Source organism: Acinetobacter proteolyticus, from assembly GCF_000367945.1.
In the GTDB taxonomy this organism is placed as follows: Bacteria; Pseudomonadota; Gammaproteobacteria; order Pseudomonadales; family Moraxellaceae; genus Acinetobacter; species Acinetobacter proteolyticus.
Map to the genome: position 1 here is coordinate 285,547 of NZ_KB849178.1, position 19,167 is coordinate 304,713.

Below are 19,167 nucleotides of genomic sequence, written 5' to 3' on the forward strand. Positions count from 1 at the left end.
CATCCCTTCATTTTTCAGGATAAATAACGCTTGGATTACTGCCAAGACTCTTTAATCCAATCCGATGGCAATACATAGCGATACCACTTACCACCACCACCACTGATCGCATCAGGTGGGTTAATCTCACCATGGAAAATAATGATTTTCGCGTCTTTGGGTTTTACGGGTGGCTGAAAATAAGCGAAAGGAACTTTTCTTAAACAATGGTATTTATAGCTTTTACACCAGTCTTTATTCCAATAGCTCAATTTGCCTTCTTTATGAACAAACCAAGACAGGTACTCTTGTTCATTACGGAACTTTTGACTGATCTCTTTAAAGTTTGCACGGAAGTACGGCAAAATATCAGGGAAAGCCCCCAGTTTAAAACGATAAACCGAACTATTGCCTGTGATACGCCAAGGGCGTTTCCAGTCGTGAATCACCAAGAACTCACCTTCCGCTTGGAAGAAGCAGTCAATATTATCAATAATGACCACGTCCAAATCGAGGAATAAAGCATTGCCTTTTAAGCCATACAGATCAGGTTCAAAGGTCGAGAGTTTATTCCAGCCACGCTCAGGACTACCTGCTGGCAAATCTAGAGATGGAATCGGAAAACATTGAATATTCGGGTCAATACCTTCGGTACGATCGGTCAAGCACACCATTTTAAAAGGCAGGGTCAAATGACGTTTGACCATGTTATACAAACGGTTGACGTACTCAGCACCATACTTGGTTCCCCACTTCATGCACAAGATCACATTGTCTTCATGAGTTGCCGAATTTTGTTGAATATCTACCATCTGATAACCTTAAATGCTTGAGATACGAGGCTACACTTTGTCCAAAAAAACAAAAGTGTTCAATCATATGCACTGAATATATGCCCATCTTAGCATAGAGCGGATTGTTTTTTTTAGTATTAATTCGTCAATAAAAAAGCGAAGCCTAAGCTTCGCCTTTATGCACGATTACAGCTTATTTAATATAAGTTAACCAGTGTGCATATTTGTCATTGCGACCTTGTACTGCATCAAAGAAGGTCTTTTGAATCACAGTGGTAATCGGACCACGTGAACCACAACCAATTTCACGGTCATCATACTCACGAATTGGCGTCACTTCCGCAGCAGTACCTGTAAAGAATGCTTCATCTGCAATGTAGAATTCATCACGAGTAATACGACGCTCAACCACTTCATAACCAAGGTCTTTAGCAATAGTAATCACGGTTTGACGGGTAATCCCTTCTAACGCGCCACCCGCTAAATCAGGGGTATGCAAGACACCATCTTTGATCAGGAATACGTTCTCGCCCGCACCTTGGCAAACAAAGCCTTGTGGGTCAAGCAACATCGCTTCGTCATAACCTGAACGTGCCACTTCCTGATGCGCCAAGATCGACACGGTATAGTTACCGCATGCCTTTGCTTTACACATGGTCACGTTTGGATGGTGATGCGTGAATGAAGAGGTTTTTACACGAATACCACGTGCCATTGCTTCTTCACCAAGGTATGCACCCCAACCCCATGCTGCAACAGCTGCATGAATGGTGTTGTCTGTTGCGGCAATACCGAGTTTTTCAGAACCAATCCAAATCAATGGACGTAAATAGCAAGATGCTAATTTATTTTCACGCACCACATCGATTTGTGCTTGTTCTAGTGTCGCTTGATCAAATGGAACATTCATTTGATAAATTTTTGCTGAATTTAATAAGCGTTTAGTATGATCTTGCAAACGGAAGATTGCGGTACCATTCGGGGTTTCGTAAGCTCTGACACCTTCAAAGACACCCATGCTGTAGTGTAGTGTGTGAGTTAAGACGTGAATTTTTGCATCACGCCAATCAACTAATTTTCCATCTTGCCAAATAAAACCATCACGATCAGCCAAACTCATCGCACATACTCCATTTTCTTTTTTACACAATTATTCACTTTCCAATGCTTGCGCAGTTGGATCAATTAATCTTTGCCATAACTTGCAAACGATCTCGCGGGTATCGTGCCAATCCGCAGCATTGACTTGCATAGATTGATTTGCAAGCGCTAGACGGTGGCTCTCAGCTCGTTCACGGAGATAAGCGTGTATTAATGCTGTGGCATCTTCACTGGATAAGCAGCCTGCTTTAGCAGCATCTTCTAGAATTCTTACATTATCGGAAAAATGGGCGAGATCTGTATTCGTCCCACTCCATGCAAGCACAGCATACTGTGCCATAAATTCGATATCAACGATACCACCTGAGTCCTGTTTTAAATGAAAAATCCCATGTTTTTTTTGCTCAGAAGATGATCCCAAATGATCTTTCATCTTTTGGCGCATTTTCAACACTTCTTCACGCACCGTATTTTCATCACGAACCTGAGTCAGAATCTGACAGCGAATCTGTTCAAATTGCGTGCATAATCCACGATCTCCCGCAATTGAGCGAGCACGCACCAAAGCTTGATGCTCCCATAACCAGGCACTTTTTTGTTGATATTGCTCATAAGCTTTTAAACTGGTAACCAACATCCCTGCTTCACCTGATGGTCGCAGACGGGTATCAATTTCATAGACACGCCCGTCCAAGGTTTGTGTGGTCATCAAGGACATAAACTTCTGTGCCACACGAATGGCAAACTCGGCCCCACTAATCCCCTTACGGCCATCGGTTTCACTTTGCTCTTCAAAGGCATGGATAAACACCAAATCTAAATCTGAACCATAGCCCAACTCAATGCCACCCAATTTGCCATAGGCGATCACGGCAAAGCCTTTGTTATCGAGACTGCAACGCTGTCCATCATTTCCAACAGGATAGCCATGACGCTGTGCAACCGCCTCATAAGCCAAACGCAAAGTCGCCTGTACACTGACTTCGGCAATATCAGTCAAGGCATCGGAGACTTTCATCAACGGACTTTCTGCCAGTACATCACTGGCGGCAACCGTCAATACATTACTCTTTTTAAATAACCGCAGCACCCGCATCTGATCTTCAACTTGATCAATCTCGATGCGTAGCAACTGTTGGCGCAAAGAATCTTCCAGATCTTTGCGTTGTGGCAAACCAAAATCCATCGACAGGAATTCATCCAACAGCACTGGATACTGGGCCAGTTCTTCACAAATCCACGGGCTTACAGTCGCCATCTTGACCAGTCGCTGTAACGCGCCACGACTTTCCATCAACATCACCAGATAGACGGTACGACGCAGCACCGATTCAACCAATGGCATCAAACGCAACAGCGCCATTTGTGGTTGATCCGACTGTAAAATCGCCTCAATCAAATGCGGCCAGAATTTCTTTAAGCGTTCTAAGGCACTGGCTGGGATTTTGCGTAACGCTTGCCCATGCCAAAAGTTCTGAATTAAGTTCTTGGCATCATCATCCAGTACGGCATTGAGTTTTTGTTCAAGCTGAACGAAATCATCGACCGGCTCAGCAAACTCTTTTTCCTGAATCAACTGTTTAAACTGGACTTTGACCTTGTCACGTTTCTGATTCAGTACATCCAAGAACGCAGGCCAATCAGCAAAGCCAAGCGTATCCAACATCCGTTGTCTCTGTTCAGGTTCAGTTGGAAGGGATTGTGTTTGCTGATCATTCAAGGCTTGAATGGCATGTTCAACTCGTCTTAGGAATAAATAAGCATCTTCCAGATCAGTCACCGCTTGCTGATCTAGCAGTTCGGCTTCACCCAAATGATGTAAATTGACCAGACATTGTCGATCTTGCAATTCACGCTTCGATCCACCATAGATCAACTGGAATACCTGCACGATGAATTCAATTTCACGAATCCCACCTGCACCGAGCTTAATATCCTCTTCGATATTACGACGCATGACTTCACGCTCGATCATGGCTTTCATTTCACGCATGGCAGCGAAAGCGGAATAATCGACATAACGACGGAATACAAAGGGACGCGACATATCGAGCAACTCTTCACCCGCTTTGCCACCGGTAATCACCCGAGCCTTAATCCATGCATAACGTTCCCATTCTCGTCCATGCTGGCTTAAATATTTTTCCAGTCCACTATGGCTAATTGCCAAGGCTGAACCATCACCCCACGGACGCAAACGCATATCAACACGGAACACAAAACCATCGGCAGTAATATGATCAAGCAAATAAATTAGCTTCTGTCCCCACAGAATACAGAACTGCTGTACATCAATACATTTACGCCCATTGGTTTCGCCTTGTTCATCAAAGGCAAAAATCAGGTCAATATCACTAGAAAGATTCAGCTCTTGGGCACCGAGCTTACCCATACCAATCACAATTAGATCTTGTAACTGACCTGAATAACCAATGGGTTCACCGTGTTTGGCTAATAAAGGCGGTAATGCAAAAGCTTTGGCGGCACAAATACTGGCATCGGCAAAATCGGATAGCTCACGTGTCAACGTCACCACATTGGTGAGTTGATTGGCATCTTGCCAAATCCAGCGAAACATCAGCTTGGCACGGAGTACGCGTAAGGCTTTCATCCATGATTGTTCATCGCTGACGTCAGCCACAGCCAGTTGCACTTTTTGATAGATGGTTTCAGTCGACAGCGAGTCAAGAAATTGATCTTCGGAATAGTCTTGTTCTAATTGTAGTTTGTATAAATTTAAAACTTGTTCAGCATATTGGCTTGCAACTAAGGTTTTTTGTAGCTGTTGCGCATTCATATAAAAAGGCTCGACTGATGTCATGTCATCTAGGTTAGTTATATCAGTTACAAGCTTATCTTTAAAATCTCTTTAGACTAATTTCGCTTTGCTTTTTTGTTGATCCGTACATAAATCAACCTGTTCACGTTCAATCGGCAGCAACACCGTAAACACCGTGCCTTCGCCTTCATTGGAAGTGACATTGATTTCACCTAAATTCATTTCCACAAAGCGCTTACACAAACTTAAGCCCAGACCTGCACCCTTTTCTCCTGCAGTGCCTTTATAACTCATGGTAATCCGTGGCTGGAACAGATCGTTGATTTGTTGTTGAGTCATGCCGAGACCAGTGTCTTTGACATAGACTTCAACATAGGTGCCTTTATGTTGTGCTTGAATATAGACCTTGCCCGTACCATCAACATCGGTAAATTTCAGCGCATTAGACACCAAATTCTGAATGACCGAGGTGATCATATTCATATCGGCATAGACTTTAAGATTTTCATCGACTTCATTAATCAGTTGAATATTCTTCTTAATCGCCAAAGTTTTCAGGATATCGGTCACGATATTGGTGATCTGACGTAACTTAAAGTTAATCGGGTGATAGACAAAACGCCCACCTTCCGCCATCGCCCAATTCAGTAAGCTTTCCAATAAGTTATAAGTTGATTGTGAAGTATCGTAAAGATAGTCCGCGATATTCTGAATACTGGATTCATCTAAGGTTTCACGTTCTTTGGCTAAGATTTCTGAGAAACCCAATAGACCATGAAACGGTGCGCGTAAGTCATGGGAAATAATCGAAAAGAATTTGGTTTTACTAAAATTGAGTGCAGCTTCTTGTTCGTATAATTATTTCAGCTCATCATGATTAAACTTCAATTCCAGTTGTTGCATGAAGTTGATGCAATGTTCTTGCAGCAGTTGTTTTTGTAGATCGTTAAAGCCTTGAGCAGCTTCATCAAACAGGATGATATAACCGAGTGAGGTTCGGTCTGGATGTCTAAGATGTAGTGCGACCGCAGATTGAACTTTCTTTTTCAGTGGTGCGAGGAATGCCAGTAAAGTTGAGTATTGCGGATGGCCGCTATCGACCAGATCACCATTCACAAATAGGGTATTTAGACTTTTGGTAATTTTTGCGGAATCAATGGCTTTGAGCTTTTCAGGGCAACGGTGCCATAGATAGGGTTCTTGGTGAAATGACAGTAATGCAGTACTGGCCTGCATCAGTTTTCGGTTGAACTGTAAAAATTGCTCAAGCAAGTTCTGCTCTGAAGTTAGCCCCAAAGAAAGAGAGATTTTACAAGCACTTAACTTTTCGGCTTGCTGTAGTTCTAATAATTGAATCGTCATTCCCGCCTCTCGAATATTTTCGTTATACGGTTCTTTACGTTTTATAGAAAAAATGTGAAAACTATCACTTAGTATTAACAAACTTTAACAGAAAAGGCAATTGTTGATTCAATCAATTCGCAACAAAACGTGAAATTTCATTGAATTTTAACTTGAATAGATTGGATGCATTTAAAGGTTTAAATCATTGGCTGGATCAACTTGCAGTACTTCTTGAACCCGCCTGACGAAGGGAACTATCAAGGATCTTATAGCAAGGCCTTCGAATTCGATTTCGTGAGCGAATAAAAAACAAAGAGATCCAGACAAGTTTGCCCCACGCAAACGGGATTAAATTGGAAATATAAAACCTAAAGGGGCCATGTTTCAGAACATTGGCAACCAATTAAAAACAGACTATTCAGAGAATCACGCGTCCATTGGTTTTGGTGGACGTAATGGTTTTATTGCTTCGGTGCGCTAAGAGGGAAAATCAATCCGACCGAACATATATGCAAAACTCACCAAATACCCTATTCGAAAATTGATGGGTTTTAGCAGCGGGTTGTCCGCTTTGTTTTCAAAACGAGACGCCAATCTCTACTACCATGTGGGTGGTAAATTTAAAGCAGCTTAGATACTATTATTCGTCAACAATAAATAATAGGCCTAAGACTTTGAATATCGCAGCAAATACCGAAGATACTTCGTATAAATTCATTAAAGACATTTCAGATAATATTGAAACACCATTTGAAAATGATTTTTGGGGACGTGAAGCATTAGCAGATCGTTTAACAGATCATGTATCACGTATTACTGTTGGCGCTACTATTGCGATTGATGCTGAATGGGGGGCTGGTAAATCTTGGTTTGTTAAAAATTGGAAAGCAAAATTAGAGCAAGATGAATATAAAGTGATTTATTTGAATGCATTTAATCAAGATTATATTGATGATCCTTTTTTAACTATTTCAATGGAGATTGCTAATTGTCTCCAGAGTGACAAAACAAATATTGATGAAATTAAGAAAACTATAGGAAATGCCCATAGAGCAATTCTTCCTAACTTACCCATGTTACTTTGGTACCTTACTACGTCACTCGTAGGTATGGGAGCATTGGCTAAACCTGTAGCTGAGGCTGTAGAAAAGCTGACAAGTGCTGATGATTTTGGAAAAGAGGCTGCAACATTGCTCAATGAAAAACTACAAGAGCATCTTTCTGCTCAAGTTGAGAACTATGATAAAGAGAAGGAATCCTTAGAATATTTCAAACAAGCTTTGGCAGAAATCACATCCAAACTAGATAAACCTTTGCTATTTGTTGTTGATGAACTTGATCGCTGTAAGCCAGAATTTGCAATACGACTTATTGAACGTATTAAACATTTTTTTGATATCCCCAAAGTTGTATTTATTCTTGCGGTGAATAAAAATCAGCTAGAAGAATCCATTAGTAATTATTATGGGTTTTCAAGTACCAACAATTATTTAGAAAAATTTATTGATTTCTCTATAATGTTAAAAATTAAGGATTTAGATGGAACAAGATACTTAAAAATTTTAGAAAACTATAATAAAAACTATAAACTTGACTTAGATAACAATGAGTTATATGTCTACACAAAGCTCTGTAAAATATATAACCCAACTCCAAGACAACTGATCCGCTTAATAAATAAGTTCTCGTTATTTAAAAAGGATTTTGATGATGAAAAGAAATTATTTCTTTTTTTATTTCTGATTTACATTGAGTTAAACATTTTAAAAGAATATTCAGAAACCGATTTTTGCAAACACTTTCTTGAAATACATCAAAGATTTTATAGAAAGCAATTCACAGAAAATAACAATGATATAAGACCACTTACAACTAAATTCTGTGATTTTTTATTTTTTAGCATTTATAGCATTAACGGAAAAACACAAATATTTAGAAATTTATTATATTTTTTAGAATCTTCACAAGTACATTCCCCTGAAAAAAGACAATCAAAAATAGTATATTATCCAACTGACGACGTATCAATAGATCTGATGGAAGCGTGGCATAAATATATATATATGATTGAGGCATAGTTTTAATGTGTAGGCTTTTTTTATCCTGCCTTCATATTTTAAAACTGTAAAAAGAATTCAATATTATTTTAGTGAATTGGGTGGCAGATTGAACAAGATTGGTCGACCGTAAGGAACTAAACGGCAGGCTTACGCCTCCCCGTTCAATCTCCCATTACGAAGTATACAAAGAATGCTTAGAATAAAGCTACTTCAACAGCTGGCTGTCTGATGAATGTTCATTTCAATAATTCAATCATGATCTCCATGTAGGAGATCATGATTAGCTTAGATACTTTGTAGGGTCAATATTGTTTTTCTTATTTATTTTTAAAAATATCTTTAACTACTTGTAAGGTATTATTTGTATTATTAGAACTTATGCGTTCTTTTTCTAGCTCTATTGTTGTCTGATCTTTTTCTAAAATAAAGTTTCTTTCTGTTGATAGAAACTCTTCGACACATAAAGTTAGCAATTTATGATTATTTGACTGTTTTGAAATTTGCACAGCTAAATTTTTAGATTCAATATTAGTTAACTCATTTTGATAATATTTTATATCATCTAAATTTTGTTTATAAAGTTTCAAGAAAAAGTAGGCAAAAATTTCTATCAACAACACAAATACTGTTTTCGGAAAAGTATTTATAAACATTTTCTCGATACTATCAAATGTCTGGACATTTACAACAAAATTCCCTAGATATAATATCCCACCAATACTAAGCATCATACCAAGTGATAAATTAATGATACCACTTTTGGAAAGTCTAGCAATTTCACCTTGAACTCTCAATTCTATACTTTTTGTTTTATCATCTAAAACTTCAACAATTGATTCAGCTTTAACCTTTTGTTTAAACTCTTGAAAATAACTCTCAGCCGAAATACCTTCTAATTTATCTCTTAGTAAGTTTTTTGCTTCATCTATAGTTTTTTCATTATTCTGACCACCAACAGATACATTATATTTCCTCAACAACTCCAAATACTTTAAATCTACCTCTCTTTTCTCAACGTATTTATTTGATTCTAAAAAGCTATTCATCAACCCCACTAAAGAGGCTAAAACCATTACAAACAATACAACATAAATCAATGGTTTTAAATAAGATATATCAGATAAATCAAAATAACGAGCCAAAACAACATAAAACAAAATAAGAGTTATAAAAAAACCAACAGCAGCAAAAAGAAGTAAAACTTTACGATTTTTACTCATGAATCAAAACCAAAAAAATATTTTATAGTTAAATTTTAGCATATGTATCTTAGGTACTACATTAACTTTCTTCATAAAAGAAAGTTGTTTTTTAAATATTCTTTATATTTTAATTACAAAAAATCAAAAAATTAATCAATTTTTCATTTCATCATATTTTTTAAACTGCACTACATTTTCTCCTGCCCATTCATTAATAGTATTAGATATTCGATTTTGTTCAGGCACAATTTCTGAATACCAATAACTTTCACGTGCCTCCTTAATAGAACCAAAGCCACCGGCATTTGAAGGAATAATACCTAGCAACTGCGGTGGCGTCCGAAATGAAGCCAAAATATCATCACGAGTAATCGACTTGATATTCAAGAACTCATCCTTTGCCGCCAACTCACTGATCGGGATGAGTTGTAGTCCATCCTTCTTTCCACCAGGTGCATGTAAAAACAAATTCCTAAAATTACCCGGACCACGTGAATCCTTCATTGCCTGCTTCAAAGACTCAACATCTTCATCATCTATACCAGCATCGGTCATATACAAGATAAAGCCTGCATAAGATCCATTGTTGTAGTACTTTCGACGGAACAAAGTTGCCGATTCATTTAACCAAGCGGACTGCAAGGCAGAGAGATACTCGGGTGAGCCATAGATCTCCTGATCAACATCTGAAGTTTTGATATGACAAACACTATTTGCTGCAAACTCATGCTCGTTGAATCCTTCCATCATCATCAAAAACTGATTCTGAGCCTTCATTCTTCGCATATATTTGCCCATCAACCCTTTGAATTGCAACGGTTCATTCAAGCGATTATCAATACGTTGCAAGTATCCATTGCCGCACACCATTTAATTCAACATCTGTCTTCCATTTTTTATTAGGACGTTGATAAATAGATGTGCTCATAAATAATTGGTTTTCCTTATTTTCTATCTTTAAATATCGGGTGGAAACTTATACCAAATAATCCCTTAAAATACCGTAAAAAAACACTCACGCCAAAAATGAAAAAACCCCAAGCCTTTAATACCAGCTTGGGGTCTTTGAATCTTGGTCCCGAGGGTCGGACTCGAACCGACACGTCATCTCTGACAGCGGATTTTGAGTCCGCCGCGTCTACCAATTTCACCACCTCGGGAAGAGTGCGATGCTTTGTGTTGCGTATAATAACCTGTTTGATTTTATTGTCAAACACTAACTCACGCTTATTGCTCACTTTTAAATCATTCAGATATTTTTCTATCAATAAACACGCGAACTCAGCGGGAAAACGTAAAAAAGACTATACTACGCCCAATTTTTGCAATGTTTTAGATGTATGCAACTCTCCGACTTTTCGTTTGATCTCCCCGATGAACTTATTGCTCGCTACCCATTAGACAGCCGTAGCGCATCTCGCCTACTGCATATCGATGCCAAAGGCCAATATCACGATCACGCCTTTACCGATATTCTCGATCTACTTGAAGACGGTGATTTGCTGGTACTGAATGACACCAAAGTCATGAAAGCACGTTTAAAAGGCAAACGTGCGACAGGTGGCGCAATCGAAGTTCTGGTTGAGCGCATGTTGGATACCCACACTGCACATTGCCATATCAAATCAAGCAACTCACCTAAAGCCGGCGCAGAACTGTATATCGGTGAAGATGCTGTGCCTGTCATCGTACAAGGTCGTCATGAAAATCTGTTTGTGGTGAAGTTTTCACAACCAATCTTGTCGGTACTAGATCAATACGGTCAGCTGCCGATTCCACCTTATTTCAATCGTGAAGCGGAAGAGATTGATACCGAACGTTATCAAACCGTATTCCACGACCCTGAAAAAATTGCCAGTGTTGCTGCACCAACAGCGAGTCTGCATTTCGACCAAGGCTTATTAGAAAAACTAGCCACTAAAGGCGTACAAAAAACCTTTGTGACCTTGCACGTCGGTGCAGGCACATTTATGCCTGTACGTACTACAGACATTACCAATCATATTATGCACAGTGAATGGTGTGATGTACCACAAGCCACGATTGACCTGATTTTGGCAACCAAAGCGCGTGGCAATAAAGTCATTGCAGTGGGCACCACGGCAACCCGTGCCTTAGAAAGTGCAGCACAAGCCAATCAAGGCAAAATTGCAGCTTGGACAGGTGATACGCAAATCTTTATCTATCCAGGTTATCAGTTCTGTATCGTGGATCGTTTGATTACCAACTTCCATTTACCAGAATCGACCTTACTGATGTTGGTTTCAGCACTATCGAATCGAGACAATATCTTGGCTGCTTATACCCATGCAGTTGAGCAACGTTATCGCTTCTTTAGTTATGGCGATGCGATGCTGGTAGATAAGCTCGACGCTTAATATTGATTAATCGACTAAGTTACGGTTTAGTCGATTTTCTCAATAAAATGTTTTAGTAAAAGTCATTCATTCAAAATAATAAAACACCGCTAGATTCAGATTATAGACTTCTTAGTTTCTGAAATTTAAAGCATAATTCAAACAAGTCCGACCCATTATAATGAAACGATTATTTCCATGCCGATCGACACCGTACAACAAGCGCTACATATCAGGCGTAGAAAAAATGCGCAGGTTTTTCGCAATATTGCACGATTGTGGGATGTTGGACAGAAAGCGCATAGTGATCAGGCTCTATTAGATGCCTTACACCCATGGCGTGACGATCACAGCCTGCGTTTTTTTAATGTCCTACCCTATTTATTCGCACTGATCAGTGTTGGCACCTTGGTGTTTGGTTATTTTCTACATCCGTATATTCAATATATCTGGAGTGTACTCGGGGCATTTTTAACCGGTTTTCTGGCCTATCTGCTCTATGAACCACAAGAGCCATTAACGCGCGTCATCAATTATCTAGAAGAACGAATGACGGTATTACGCTATGGTTTGCAGTTCCAGCAATTGCCGGCTTATTTACCGATTCAAGCGCAGCCACTTTTAGTCATCAGCAAGCTAAAGCAACATTTCCCCCTATTTAATCGGGGTAATGAATCTAATGAGATTACCCAATACGCGTCGACCACATGGCATGATGGCAACACAGAACATCAGGTTCTACTGTTTCAGTATCACTATGTTAGTGAAATGCCGATCCTTCAGGATCAAAGCAGCGATAAGAAAATCGTTAAAGAAATCCATAAAGATTTGTGGGGTGTGTTTATTTTTCAAATGCCAGCCTTAGGAATTGCCGTCAGCAATCAACGCTCTCGTTTTTTTGAACCTTATACCAGCTCATGGCAAAGCAGCGATATTTTGATTAACCAAGAATTGAATATTTTTGGCTTAGATCAACACCGACTCGCAAAAGAGGTGAGCCCTAGTCTGACCTTAAAACTACATGATTTTTTTCAACATTTTACAGGTGATTTAATTTATCATCATGAGGAACAAATTATGTGTTACGTCGGCGAACAAAATCTTTTCCAAACCGCCAGTAAACGCAGTGACATTCAGGATATTCCAGCATTACGTGGACATTTAAGAACCATGACCATGCCGCAATATCATAAGTTTCAACAATTGATGTTGAATTTAATCCGCTAATCATTGAGCAATAACAATAAGGGGAATGGCGATGACAGGTTTACTGATCTTCTTGGGAATTTTTGTCGCACTGATCGTGTGGGGCATTTCTATCCGCAATAATATCGTGCGTTATTTTAATGCCACCAAACGAGCATGGTCAGAAGTGGCCAACTTCGAACGTCAAAAAGTAAAGACACTAGAAGCCTTGGAAGCAACGCTGGATCAATATACTCAATTTGAAAAATCCACACTGGAAAAAGTCACCGAGTTGCGTCAGCAGATTCTTAACCTGAATGTGAATGACACGGATATTTCTCAGTTACAACAGATTGAAAAAATGAGTAAGGAACTGATTCATAGCTTGAATGTAGTGGTCGAAAATTATCCTGAACTGAAAGCCGATGCGCTGTATAGCAAGATGATGGATGATATTCAGGAACAAAACGAAAATGTCGGTGCGGCAATCACCATCTTTAACCGCAACGTGGAATTATTTAATAACCAAATCGAAGTGTTCCCGAACAACCTGATCAATACGCTGACTTTATCCAAGAAAGCCATTCGCCCGTTTAAGGATAATCTGGCGACTGAAAACTTTGACTATAAGCCAAATTTTTAGTGCCTTAGCGCCGATCACTGTAGTCTATTTTACAAGCGGAAAATCATTCAATTTGATGCTTTAGATTGACTCTCTTAACTCATAAATCCTCCTCCCTTGCGCTGCCATAACCGCAGCTTACCTTTAAAAAGGAGGGAGCATTTGAGTTTATCGTCAGATAATATCGCCTTTTATCCCCCTCTTTTTAAAGAGGGGTTAGGGGAGATTATTATTTTTTGGTTATGGCTACATTTAGTAGTAGAACTACACGCCATAATCGGGGAAAATAGCCGCTTTCGATCAGCGAACTGTTTTTTCGCCTCCTTGCGCTGCAATCAAAGTAGCACTTCGATCTTGCTCAGGTTATTACATGAAATTTGAAAAATTAGGCCAGTCGGGGCGCGCCCGTCGTGGTCGACTTACTTTAGAACATGGTGTGGTTGAAACCCCTGTGTTTATGCCTGTGGGTACTTATGGTACGGTTAAAGGCATGCTCCCGCGTGACATTGAAGAAATTCAGGCACAAATTATCTTAGGAAATACCTTCCACCTTTACTTACGTCCAGGTTTGGAAGTGATTAAAGAGCATGGCGGTCTGCATGAGTTTATCCAATGGGATAAACCAATTTTGACTGACTCAGGCGGTTTCCAAGTGTTTAGCTTGGGCGCAATGCGTAAAATCAAAGAAGAAGGTGTCACCTTCCGCTCTCCGATTGATGGTTCAAAGGTGTTCTTGTCTCCAGAGATTTCAATGGAGATCCAACATGTATTGAACTCAGATATCGTGATGATCTTTGATGAATGTACCCCTTACCCTGCCACCCATGAAGATGCGCAAAAATCATTGCAGCTTTCTTTACGCTGGGCGAAACGTTGTAAAACTCACCACCATGATGCGCTTAACAATAAAAATGCCTTATTCGGCATTATTCAAGGTGGGATGTACGAAGACCTGCGTGACGAGTCACTCAAAGGCTTGTTAGAAGTTGGTTTTGATGGTTATGCGATTGGCGGTCTTTCGGTCGGCGAACCGAAAGAAGAAATGATCAAGGTGCTTGATTATTTACCTAACAAAATGCCGCAAGACAAACCGCGTTACTTAATGGGTGTAGGTAAACCAGAGGATATCGTGGAAGCGGTTCGCCGTGGTGTTGATATGTTTGACTGTGTGATGCCAACCCGTAATGCCCGTAATGGTCATTATTTTGTTACCGATGGTTTGGTCAGAATCCGTAACAGTAAATATCGCCATGATAAAGGGCCTTTAGACCCACATTGTGATTGCTACACTTGTAAAAACTTTACTCGTGCCTATTTATATCATTTAGAGAAGTGTGGTGAGATGCTGGCCTCAATGCTCGGCACCATCCACAACTTACGTTACTACCAACGTCTGACACAAGGTATGCGTGATGCATTGGATAATGGCACATTTGATGAGTACGTTCAGGACTTTTATGCCCGTCGTGGCTTAGAAGTTCCAGCATGTCCAGAGGACTAAGCTGAACGATTTGCATCAAGATTTGCGCCTGATCGCAAGACAAGGTACATTGCAAAACGAATTGGGATTTATTGTTAATTTTTTGCCTTTTAATTTTAGGAAATCGAAATGAGTTTTTTCATCTCTACTGCTCACGCTGCACCTGCTGCGACACAAGGTCCAAGCCTTATGGCAAACTTGTTGATGATCGCGGTATTTATCGCAATCTTCTATTTCTTGATCTGGAGACCTCAAGCAAAACGTGCTAAAGAACACCGTTCTTTAATCGAAAGTTTGGGTGTAGGCAGCGAGATCGTGTTTGCTGGTGGTTTAATGGGAAGAATTATCAAACTTGAAGGTGACTTTGCAGTTGTTGAACTCACTCGTGGTGTTGAGGTAAAAATCCAACGTGCGAGTGTCATTTCAGTATTACCTGAAGGCACATTAAATAACCTTTAATCATAAAATAGTCGTGCCTCAGCACGACTTTTTCATTTAAGAAGAAAGCGAATGCGTTACCCTGCATGGAAATATTTACTGATCCTTGTGGTACTTGTGATCAGTACGTTATATGCACTTCCAAGTCTGTATCCAGATGAACCTGCTGTCCAAATTTCGGGAGCAAAAGCAGGCACCAAAATTGATCAGACGATCGTGCAAAAAGCTGAGCAGATTTTAAAAACTGCCAACATAAGCAGTCACGACAATAGCTTTACCAACAACGCGGCATTATTACGCTTAAACTCTTCTGAAGAACAGTTAAAAGCCAAAGAAGTGTTACGCCGTGATTTAGGTGAAGACTATGTAGTTGCACTCAACCTTGCACCAACCACCCCTGAGTGGTTGCAAAAGATTGGGGCAAAACCGATGAAACTCGGTTTGGACTTACGTGGCGGTGTACACTTCTTGCTCGAAGTCGACATGGATAAAGCAATTAGTCAGCGTATGGAAACATCTGCAACTGATTTGCGTCGTCAATTCCGTGATAACAAAATCAAATTTAACAACCTTGCTTTGAATAACAACACCATTACCGTCCAGTTTGCCAGCAATGCAGACCGTGATGCAGCGACTGATTTTTTACGTCGCAATGGTAATGAGTTTACTCAACAAGCGGTTGCAACCTCATCTGGTGCGACTTTAAGACTGAATTATACCGATGCGCGTCGTCAGGAAATTCAATCTTATGCAGTGAATCAAAACTTAACCACGCTACGTAACCGTATTAACGAACTTGGTGTGGCTGAAGCACTGGTACAAACCCAAGGTAGCAACCGTATTGTGGTTGAATTACCGGGTGTACAAGATACCGCAGAAGCAAAACGTGTCTTGGGTCGTACGGCGAACTTAGAGTTCCGTTTGGTCGCGGACAGTAATGATCAATATATCGATCCATATACGGGTAAATATAATGGTCAGCCGCTTCCTCCGGGGACTGAAGTCTTTGCTTATCAGTCTTTAGACAGTGGTCGTCAATTGCTGTTACAGCGTAACCGTATTTTGACCGGTGAACGCGTTCAAAATGCAAGTTCTGGCTTTAGCCAAGATTCTGGTGGTGCAGAAGTAAACATCACACTGGATTCTTCAGGCGGTAAGCTGATGGCAGATGCCACTCGTGGTGCTGTCGGCAAACGTATGGCGGTCTTGTTTATCGAAAATAAACAAAAAATCTCTTATGTTGCTGATCCAAATACAGGCGTTCAAACAGAAGTTCGCACCCCATATACTGAATCTGTGGTGATTAACGCTGCGACGATCCAAGCGGTATTGGGTTCACAATTCCGTATTACTGGTTTAGATTCACCACAAGAAGCGGCTGAGCTTGCCTTGATGCTTCGTGCAGGTGCTTTGGCTGCGCCGATGTACTTCGTTGAAGAACGTGTCGTGGGCCCAAGTCTTGGTCAAGAAAACATTGATAAGGGCGTATTATCGACCCAAATCGGTTTCTTACTGGTTGCCATCTGGATGATCGTGTTCTTCCGTCTATTCGGTTTAATCGCGAACTTTGCCTTGGTCTTTAACCTTGCCATGATCTTAACGGTGATGTCTTGGATTGGGGCTTCCCTCACCCTGCCAGGTATTGCGGGTATCGTGATTACCATTGGTATGGCGGTCGATGCCAACGTCCTGATCTGTGAACGAATACGAGAGGAAATGCTCTGGGGCGCCTCGCCGAAACAGGCGATTGTGGCTGGTTATGATCGCGCCTATAACACCATTCTTGACTCGAACTTAACCACGTTCATTGTTGCGTTTATTTTATTCGCGATTGGTACAGGTCCGATCAAAGGCTTCGCAGTCACCTTGATGATCGGTATTATTTGTTCGATGTTTACTGCAATTACAGTAACACGTGCAATCGTACAGCTCATTTATGGCAAGCGCCGTAATTTGACCAAGTTGAGTATTTAAGGAGATTCACATGACTGATCTGACTCAACAAGACTCAAAGCAATACGGTCGCCCAGATGATCTAAAAATCATCCCGTTTATGAAGATTGCCACACCTGCGGCCATCTTCTCGATCCTGATTACCATTGCCAGTATCTTCTTTATCGTAACGAAAGGTCTGAATCTCGGTTTAGACTTTACTGGCGGTATCTCAGCTGAATTGAACTATAAGCAAGGTGTTCAACCTGCTCAAGTGGTGCAGGCACTGGATCGTGCAGGCTTTAAAGATGCTGTGGTGCAAACTTTAGGCAGTAGTACTGACCTCATCGTACGTATGCCAGTACAAGAAGACCTGAATGTTGAAGATCTTAGCAATAGCATCACCAAAGCGGTTCAATTGCCGAATAACACTGTAGAAGTTCACAAAGTGGACTCTGTCGGTGGTGCAGTGGGTAATGAGCTCTATCTCCGTTCTGCGGGTGCGGTTGCGCTGGCATTGATCTTAATGCTGATCTACGTCACCGTGCGCTTTGAGTTTAAAATGGCTGTTGGTGCTGTAATGTCATTATTCCATGACATTATCATCATTTTTGGTGCCTTTGCGCTGTTCCAATGGCCATTCGACTTAACCGTATTAGCGGCTGTACTTGCGGTGATTGGTTTCTCGCTCAACGATAACATCGTTGTTTCGGACCGTATCCGTGAAAACTTCCGTAAAATTCGTGGTGCAAGTCCTCGCGAAATCGTAGATATTGCCTTAACAGAAACTTTACGTCGTACCATTCACACCTCGATGACCTTATTACTTGTGGTCCTTGCCATGATGTTCTTAGGCGGTGATGGCTTACACTGGTTCTCTATGGCAATGTTTGTCGGTATCTTTGTCGGTACCTACTCATCGATCTATATCGGTACTGCATTCGCATTATGGCGTGGTCTAAATCGTCAGGACTTTATTGTTCAAGTTAAACCTGAATTTGAAGAAGAAGAGATTCCTTAAATCAGTTCTTCTTTAAACTAAAAATGCCAGCGAAATGCTGGCATTTTTGTATGCGCTGCAAGGAAAAGTCATCTCCAAACAGACGCTCGTCATCTATCTATATTTTCACATGCAGTTGCGCTGAATTACCCTTTTATTAAGGGATAATCATAATCTCCCCACTTACTGGTTTGAATGCCTAAACCATGCAAGCTTTCAATCAGTTTGACCGCAGCCCGAACCCCATCAATAATCGGAATTCCCAGCTCTAAACTGACCTGATCGGCCATCTCAGCCATGCCGCCACAGCCCAATACAATTGCACCAATCCCATCATGCATTTTAGCTTGCTGACAGCTTGCCAATAATTTTTCATAGGCAATTTGCTTATCATGTTCTAATGCCAATACCGGTAGATCAATGCATCGAATCTGTGCACATTTCCGTTCAAATCCATATTGATGCAATAAATGTTCAGCAATAATTTTAGTTCGGGCTAAAGTGGTCACAATCGAAAATTTTGTCGCCACCAAACTGGCCATGTGAAATGCAGCTTCGGCAATGCCAATCACTGGCGCCTGAGCCAATTCTCTAGCCGCATGCAAGGCTGGATCACCAAAGCAGGCAATAATATGCCCATCAACCTGCTGTGCTTTCCCTTGTTGAATGAGCTCCAGCACTCCAATGGCAGACATTGCCTCATCATAATGCCCCTCAATCGATAACACGCCTTTTTCGGGAGACTGCGCCATAATTTCGGTATCCGCTGCGGCTACCTGACGTGCAGCCTCAGCAATCGATGTGGTCATTTGGATACAGGTATTTGGATTAATGATTTGAATTCGAGTCGCGTTTCTCATTTCTGCACATTTTTAATTCAAAAAATAAGCTTGA

At 40.7% G+C, this 19,167-nt stretch carries 13 protein-coding genes, 1 tRNA gene and 2 pseudogenes; 8 read left to right on the forward strand and 8 right to left on the reverse strand.

Translation table 11 applies throughout. The annotated features are described in order from the left end of the window. Positions 1-35: 35 nt before the first annotated feature. The 4 genes and pseudogenes from F993_RS17135 to F993_RS0119535 all read right to left on the reverse strand — a co-directional run bounded on the left by F993_RS17135 (position 36) and on the right by F993_RS0119535 (position 6,015). Positions 36-791 carry a hypothetical protein gene (locus F993_RS17135; protein WP_004652472.1) on the reverse strand — a complete coding sequence of 252 codons (756 nt, stop codon included), beginning with the start codon at positions 789-791 and terminating at the stop codon, positions 36-38. 175 nt (positions 792-966) lie between these two features. Next, positions 967-1,893: a branched-chain amino acid transaminase gene (locus tag F993_RS17130; RefSeq protein ID WP_004652473.1), complete on the reverse strand. Its 927-nt coding sequence runs from the start codon at positions 1,891-1,893 to the stop codon at positions 967-969. A gap of 30 nt (positions 1,894-1,923) precedes the next feature. Next, a complete protein-coding gene (gene glnE / locus F993_RS17125; RefSeq protein WP_004652474.1) occupies positions 1,924-4,671 on the reverse strand; it encodes a bifunctional [glutamate--ammonia ligase]-adenylyl-L-tyrosine phosphorylase/[glutamate--ammonia-ligase] adenylyltransferase in 2,748 nt (915 codons plus the stop codon). A 72-nt stretch (positions 4,672-4,743) separates the two neighbouring features. Continuing rightward, positions 4,744-6,015, reverse strand: a pseudogene (locus tag F993_RS0119535) (sensor histidine kinase). A gap of 656 nt (positions 6,016-6,671) precedes the next feature. Here F993_RS0119535 and F993_RS17120 point away from each other — a divergent pair. Further along, complete coding sequence (locus F993_RS17120; RefSeq protein WP_004652478.1) at positions 6,672-8,075, forward strand: KAP family P-loop NTPase fold protein; 1,404 nt, start codon at positions 6,672-6,674, stop codon at positions 8,073-8,075. A gap of 299 nt (positions 8,076-8,374) precedes the next feature. On the opposite strand, the gene F993_RS17115 is transcribed toward F993_RS17120, so the two are convergent. The 3 genes and pseudogenes from F993_RS17115 to F993_RS17105 form a co-directional block, all read right to left on the reverse strand. Further along, positions 8,375-9,277 carry a hypothetical protein gene (locus tag F993_RS17115; RefSeq protein ID WP_004652479.1) on the reverse strand — a complete coding sequence of 301 codons (903 nt, stop codon included), beginning with the start codon at positions 9,275-9,277 and terminating at the stop codon, positions 8,375-8,377. 135 nt (positions 9,278-9,412) lie between these two features. After that, positions 9,413-10,129, reverse strand: a pseudogene (locus F993_RS17110) (phage portal protein); the annotation flags it as partial. A gap of 203 nt (positions 10,130-10,332) precedes the next feature. Next, a tRNA-Leu gene (locus F993_RS17105) sits at positions 10,333-10,419 on the reverse strand. A gap of 180 nt (positions 10,420-10,599) precedes the next feature. Between F993_RS17105 and queA the strand changes: the two genes are divergently transcribed. The 7 genes from queA to secF all read left to right on the forward strand — a co-directional run bounded on the left by queA (position 10,600) and on the right by secF (position 18,294). Then, positions 10,600-11,637 carry a tRNA preQ1(34) S-adenosylmethionine ribosyltransferase-isomerase QueA gene (gene queA / locus F993_RS17100; RefSeq protein ID WP_004652482.1) on the forward strand — a complete coding sequence of 346 codons (1,038 nt, stop codon included), beginning with the start codon at positions 10,600-10,602 and terminating at the stop codon, positions 11,635-11,637. 177 nt (positions 11,638-11,814) lie between these two features. Beyond that, positions 11,815-12,843: a hypothetical protein gene (locus tag F993_RS17095; RefSeq protein ID WP_004652483.1), complete on the forward strand. Its 1,029-nt coding sequence runs from the start codon at positions 11,815-11,817 to the stop codon at positions 12,841-12,843. A 31-nt stretch (positions 12,844-12,874) separates the two neighbouring features. Continuing rightward, a complete protein-coding gene (locus F993_RS17090; protein WP_004652484.1) occupies positions 12,875-13,444 on the forward strand; it encodes a LemA family protein in 570 nt (189 codons plus the stop codon). A 349-nt stretch (positions 13,445-13,793) separates the two neighbouring features. Then, positions 13,794-14,924 (forward strand): tRNA guanosine(34) transglycosylase Tgt, encoded by a 1,131-nt coding sequence (gene tgt, locus F993_RS17085; RefSeq protein ID WP_004652486.1) that lies wholly within the window; start codon positions 13,794-13,796, stop codon positions 14,922-14,924. A 108-nt stretch (positions 14,925-15,032) separates the two neighbouring features. Further along, positions 15,033-15,362 (forward strand): preprotein translocase subunit YajC, encoded by a 330-nt coding sequence (gene yajC / locus F993_RS17080; RefSeq protein ID WP_004652487.1) that lies wholly within the window; start codon positions 15,033-15,035, stop codon positions 15,360-15,362. 51 nt (positions 15,363-15,413) lie between these two features. Further along, positions 15,414-17,315 (forward strand): protein translocase subunit SecD, encoded by a 1,902-nt coding sequence (gene secD / locus F993_RS17075; protein WP_004652488.1) that lies wholly within the window; start codon positions 15,414-15,416, stop codon positions 17,313-17,315. A gap of 10 nt (positions 17,316-17,325) precedes the next feature. Continuing rightward, positions 17,326-18,294, forward strand: a complete 969-nt coding sequence (gene secF, locus F993_RS17070) for a protein translocase subunit SecF (RefSeq protein ID WP_004652489.1) — start codon at positions 17,326-17,328, stop codon at positions 18,292-18,294. Positions 18,295-18,419: 125 nt separating this feature from the next. Here the strand turns inward: secF and F993_RS17065 are convergent, their stop codons facing one another. After that, positions 18,420-19,133, reverse strand: a complete 714-nt coding sequence (locus tag F993_RS17065) for an aspartate/glutamate racemase family protein (RefSeq protein WP_004652490.1) — start codon at positions 19,131-19,133, stop codon at positions 18,420-18,422. Between the last annotated feature and the right edge of the window lie 34 nt (positions 19,134-19,167).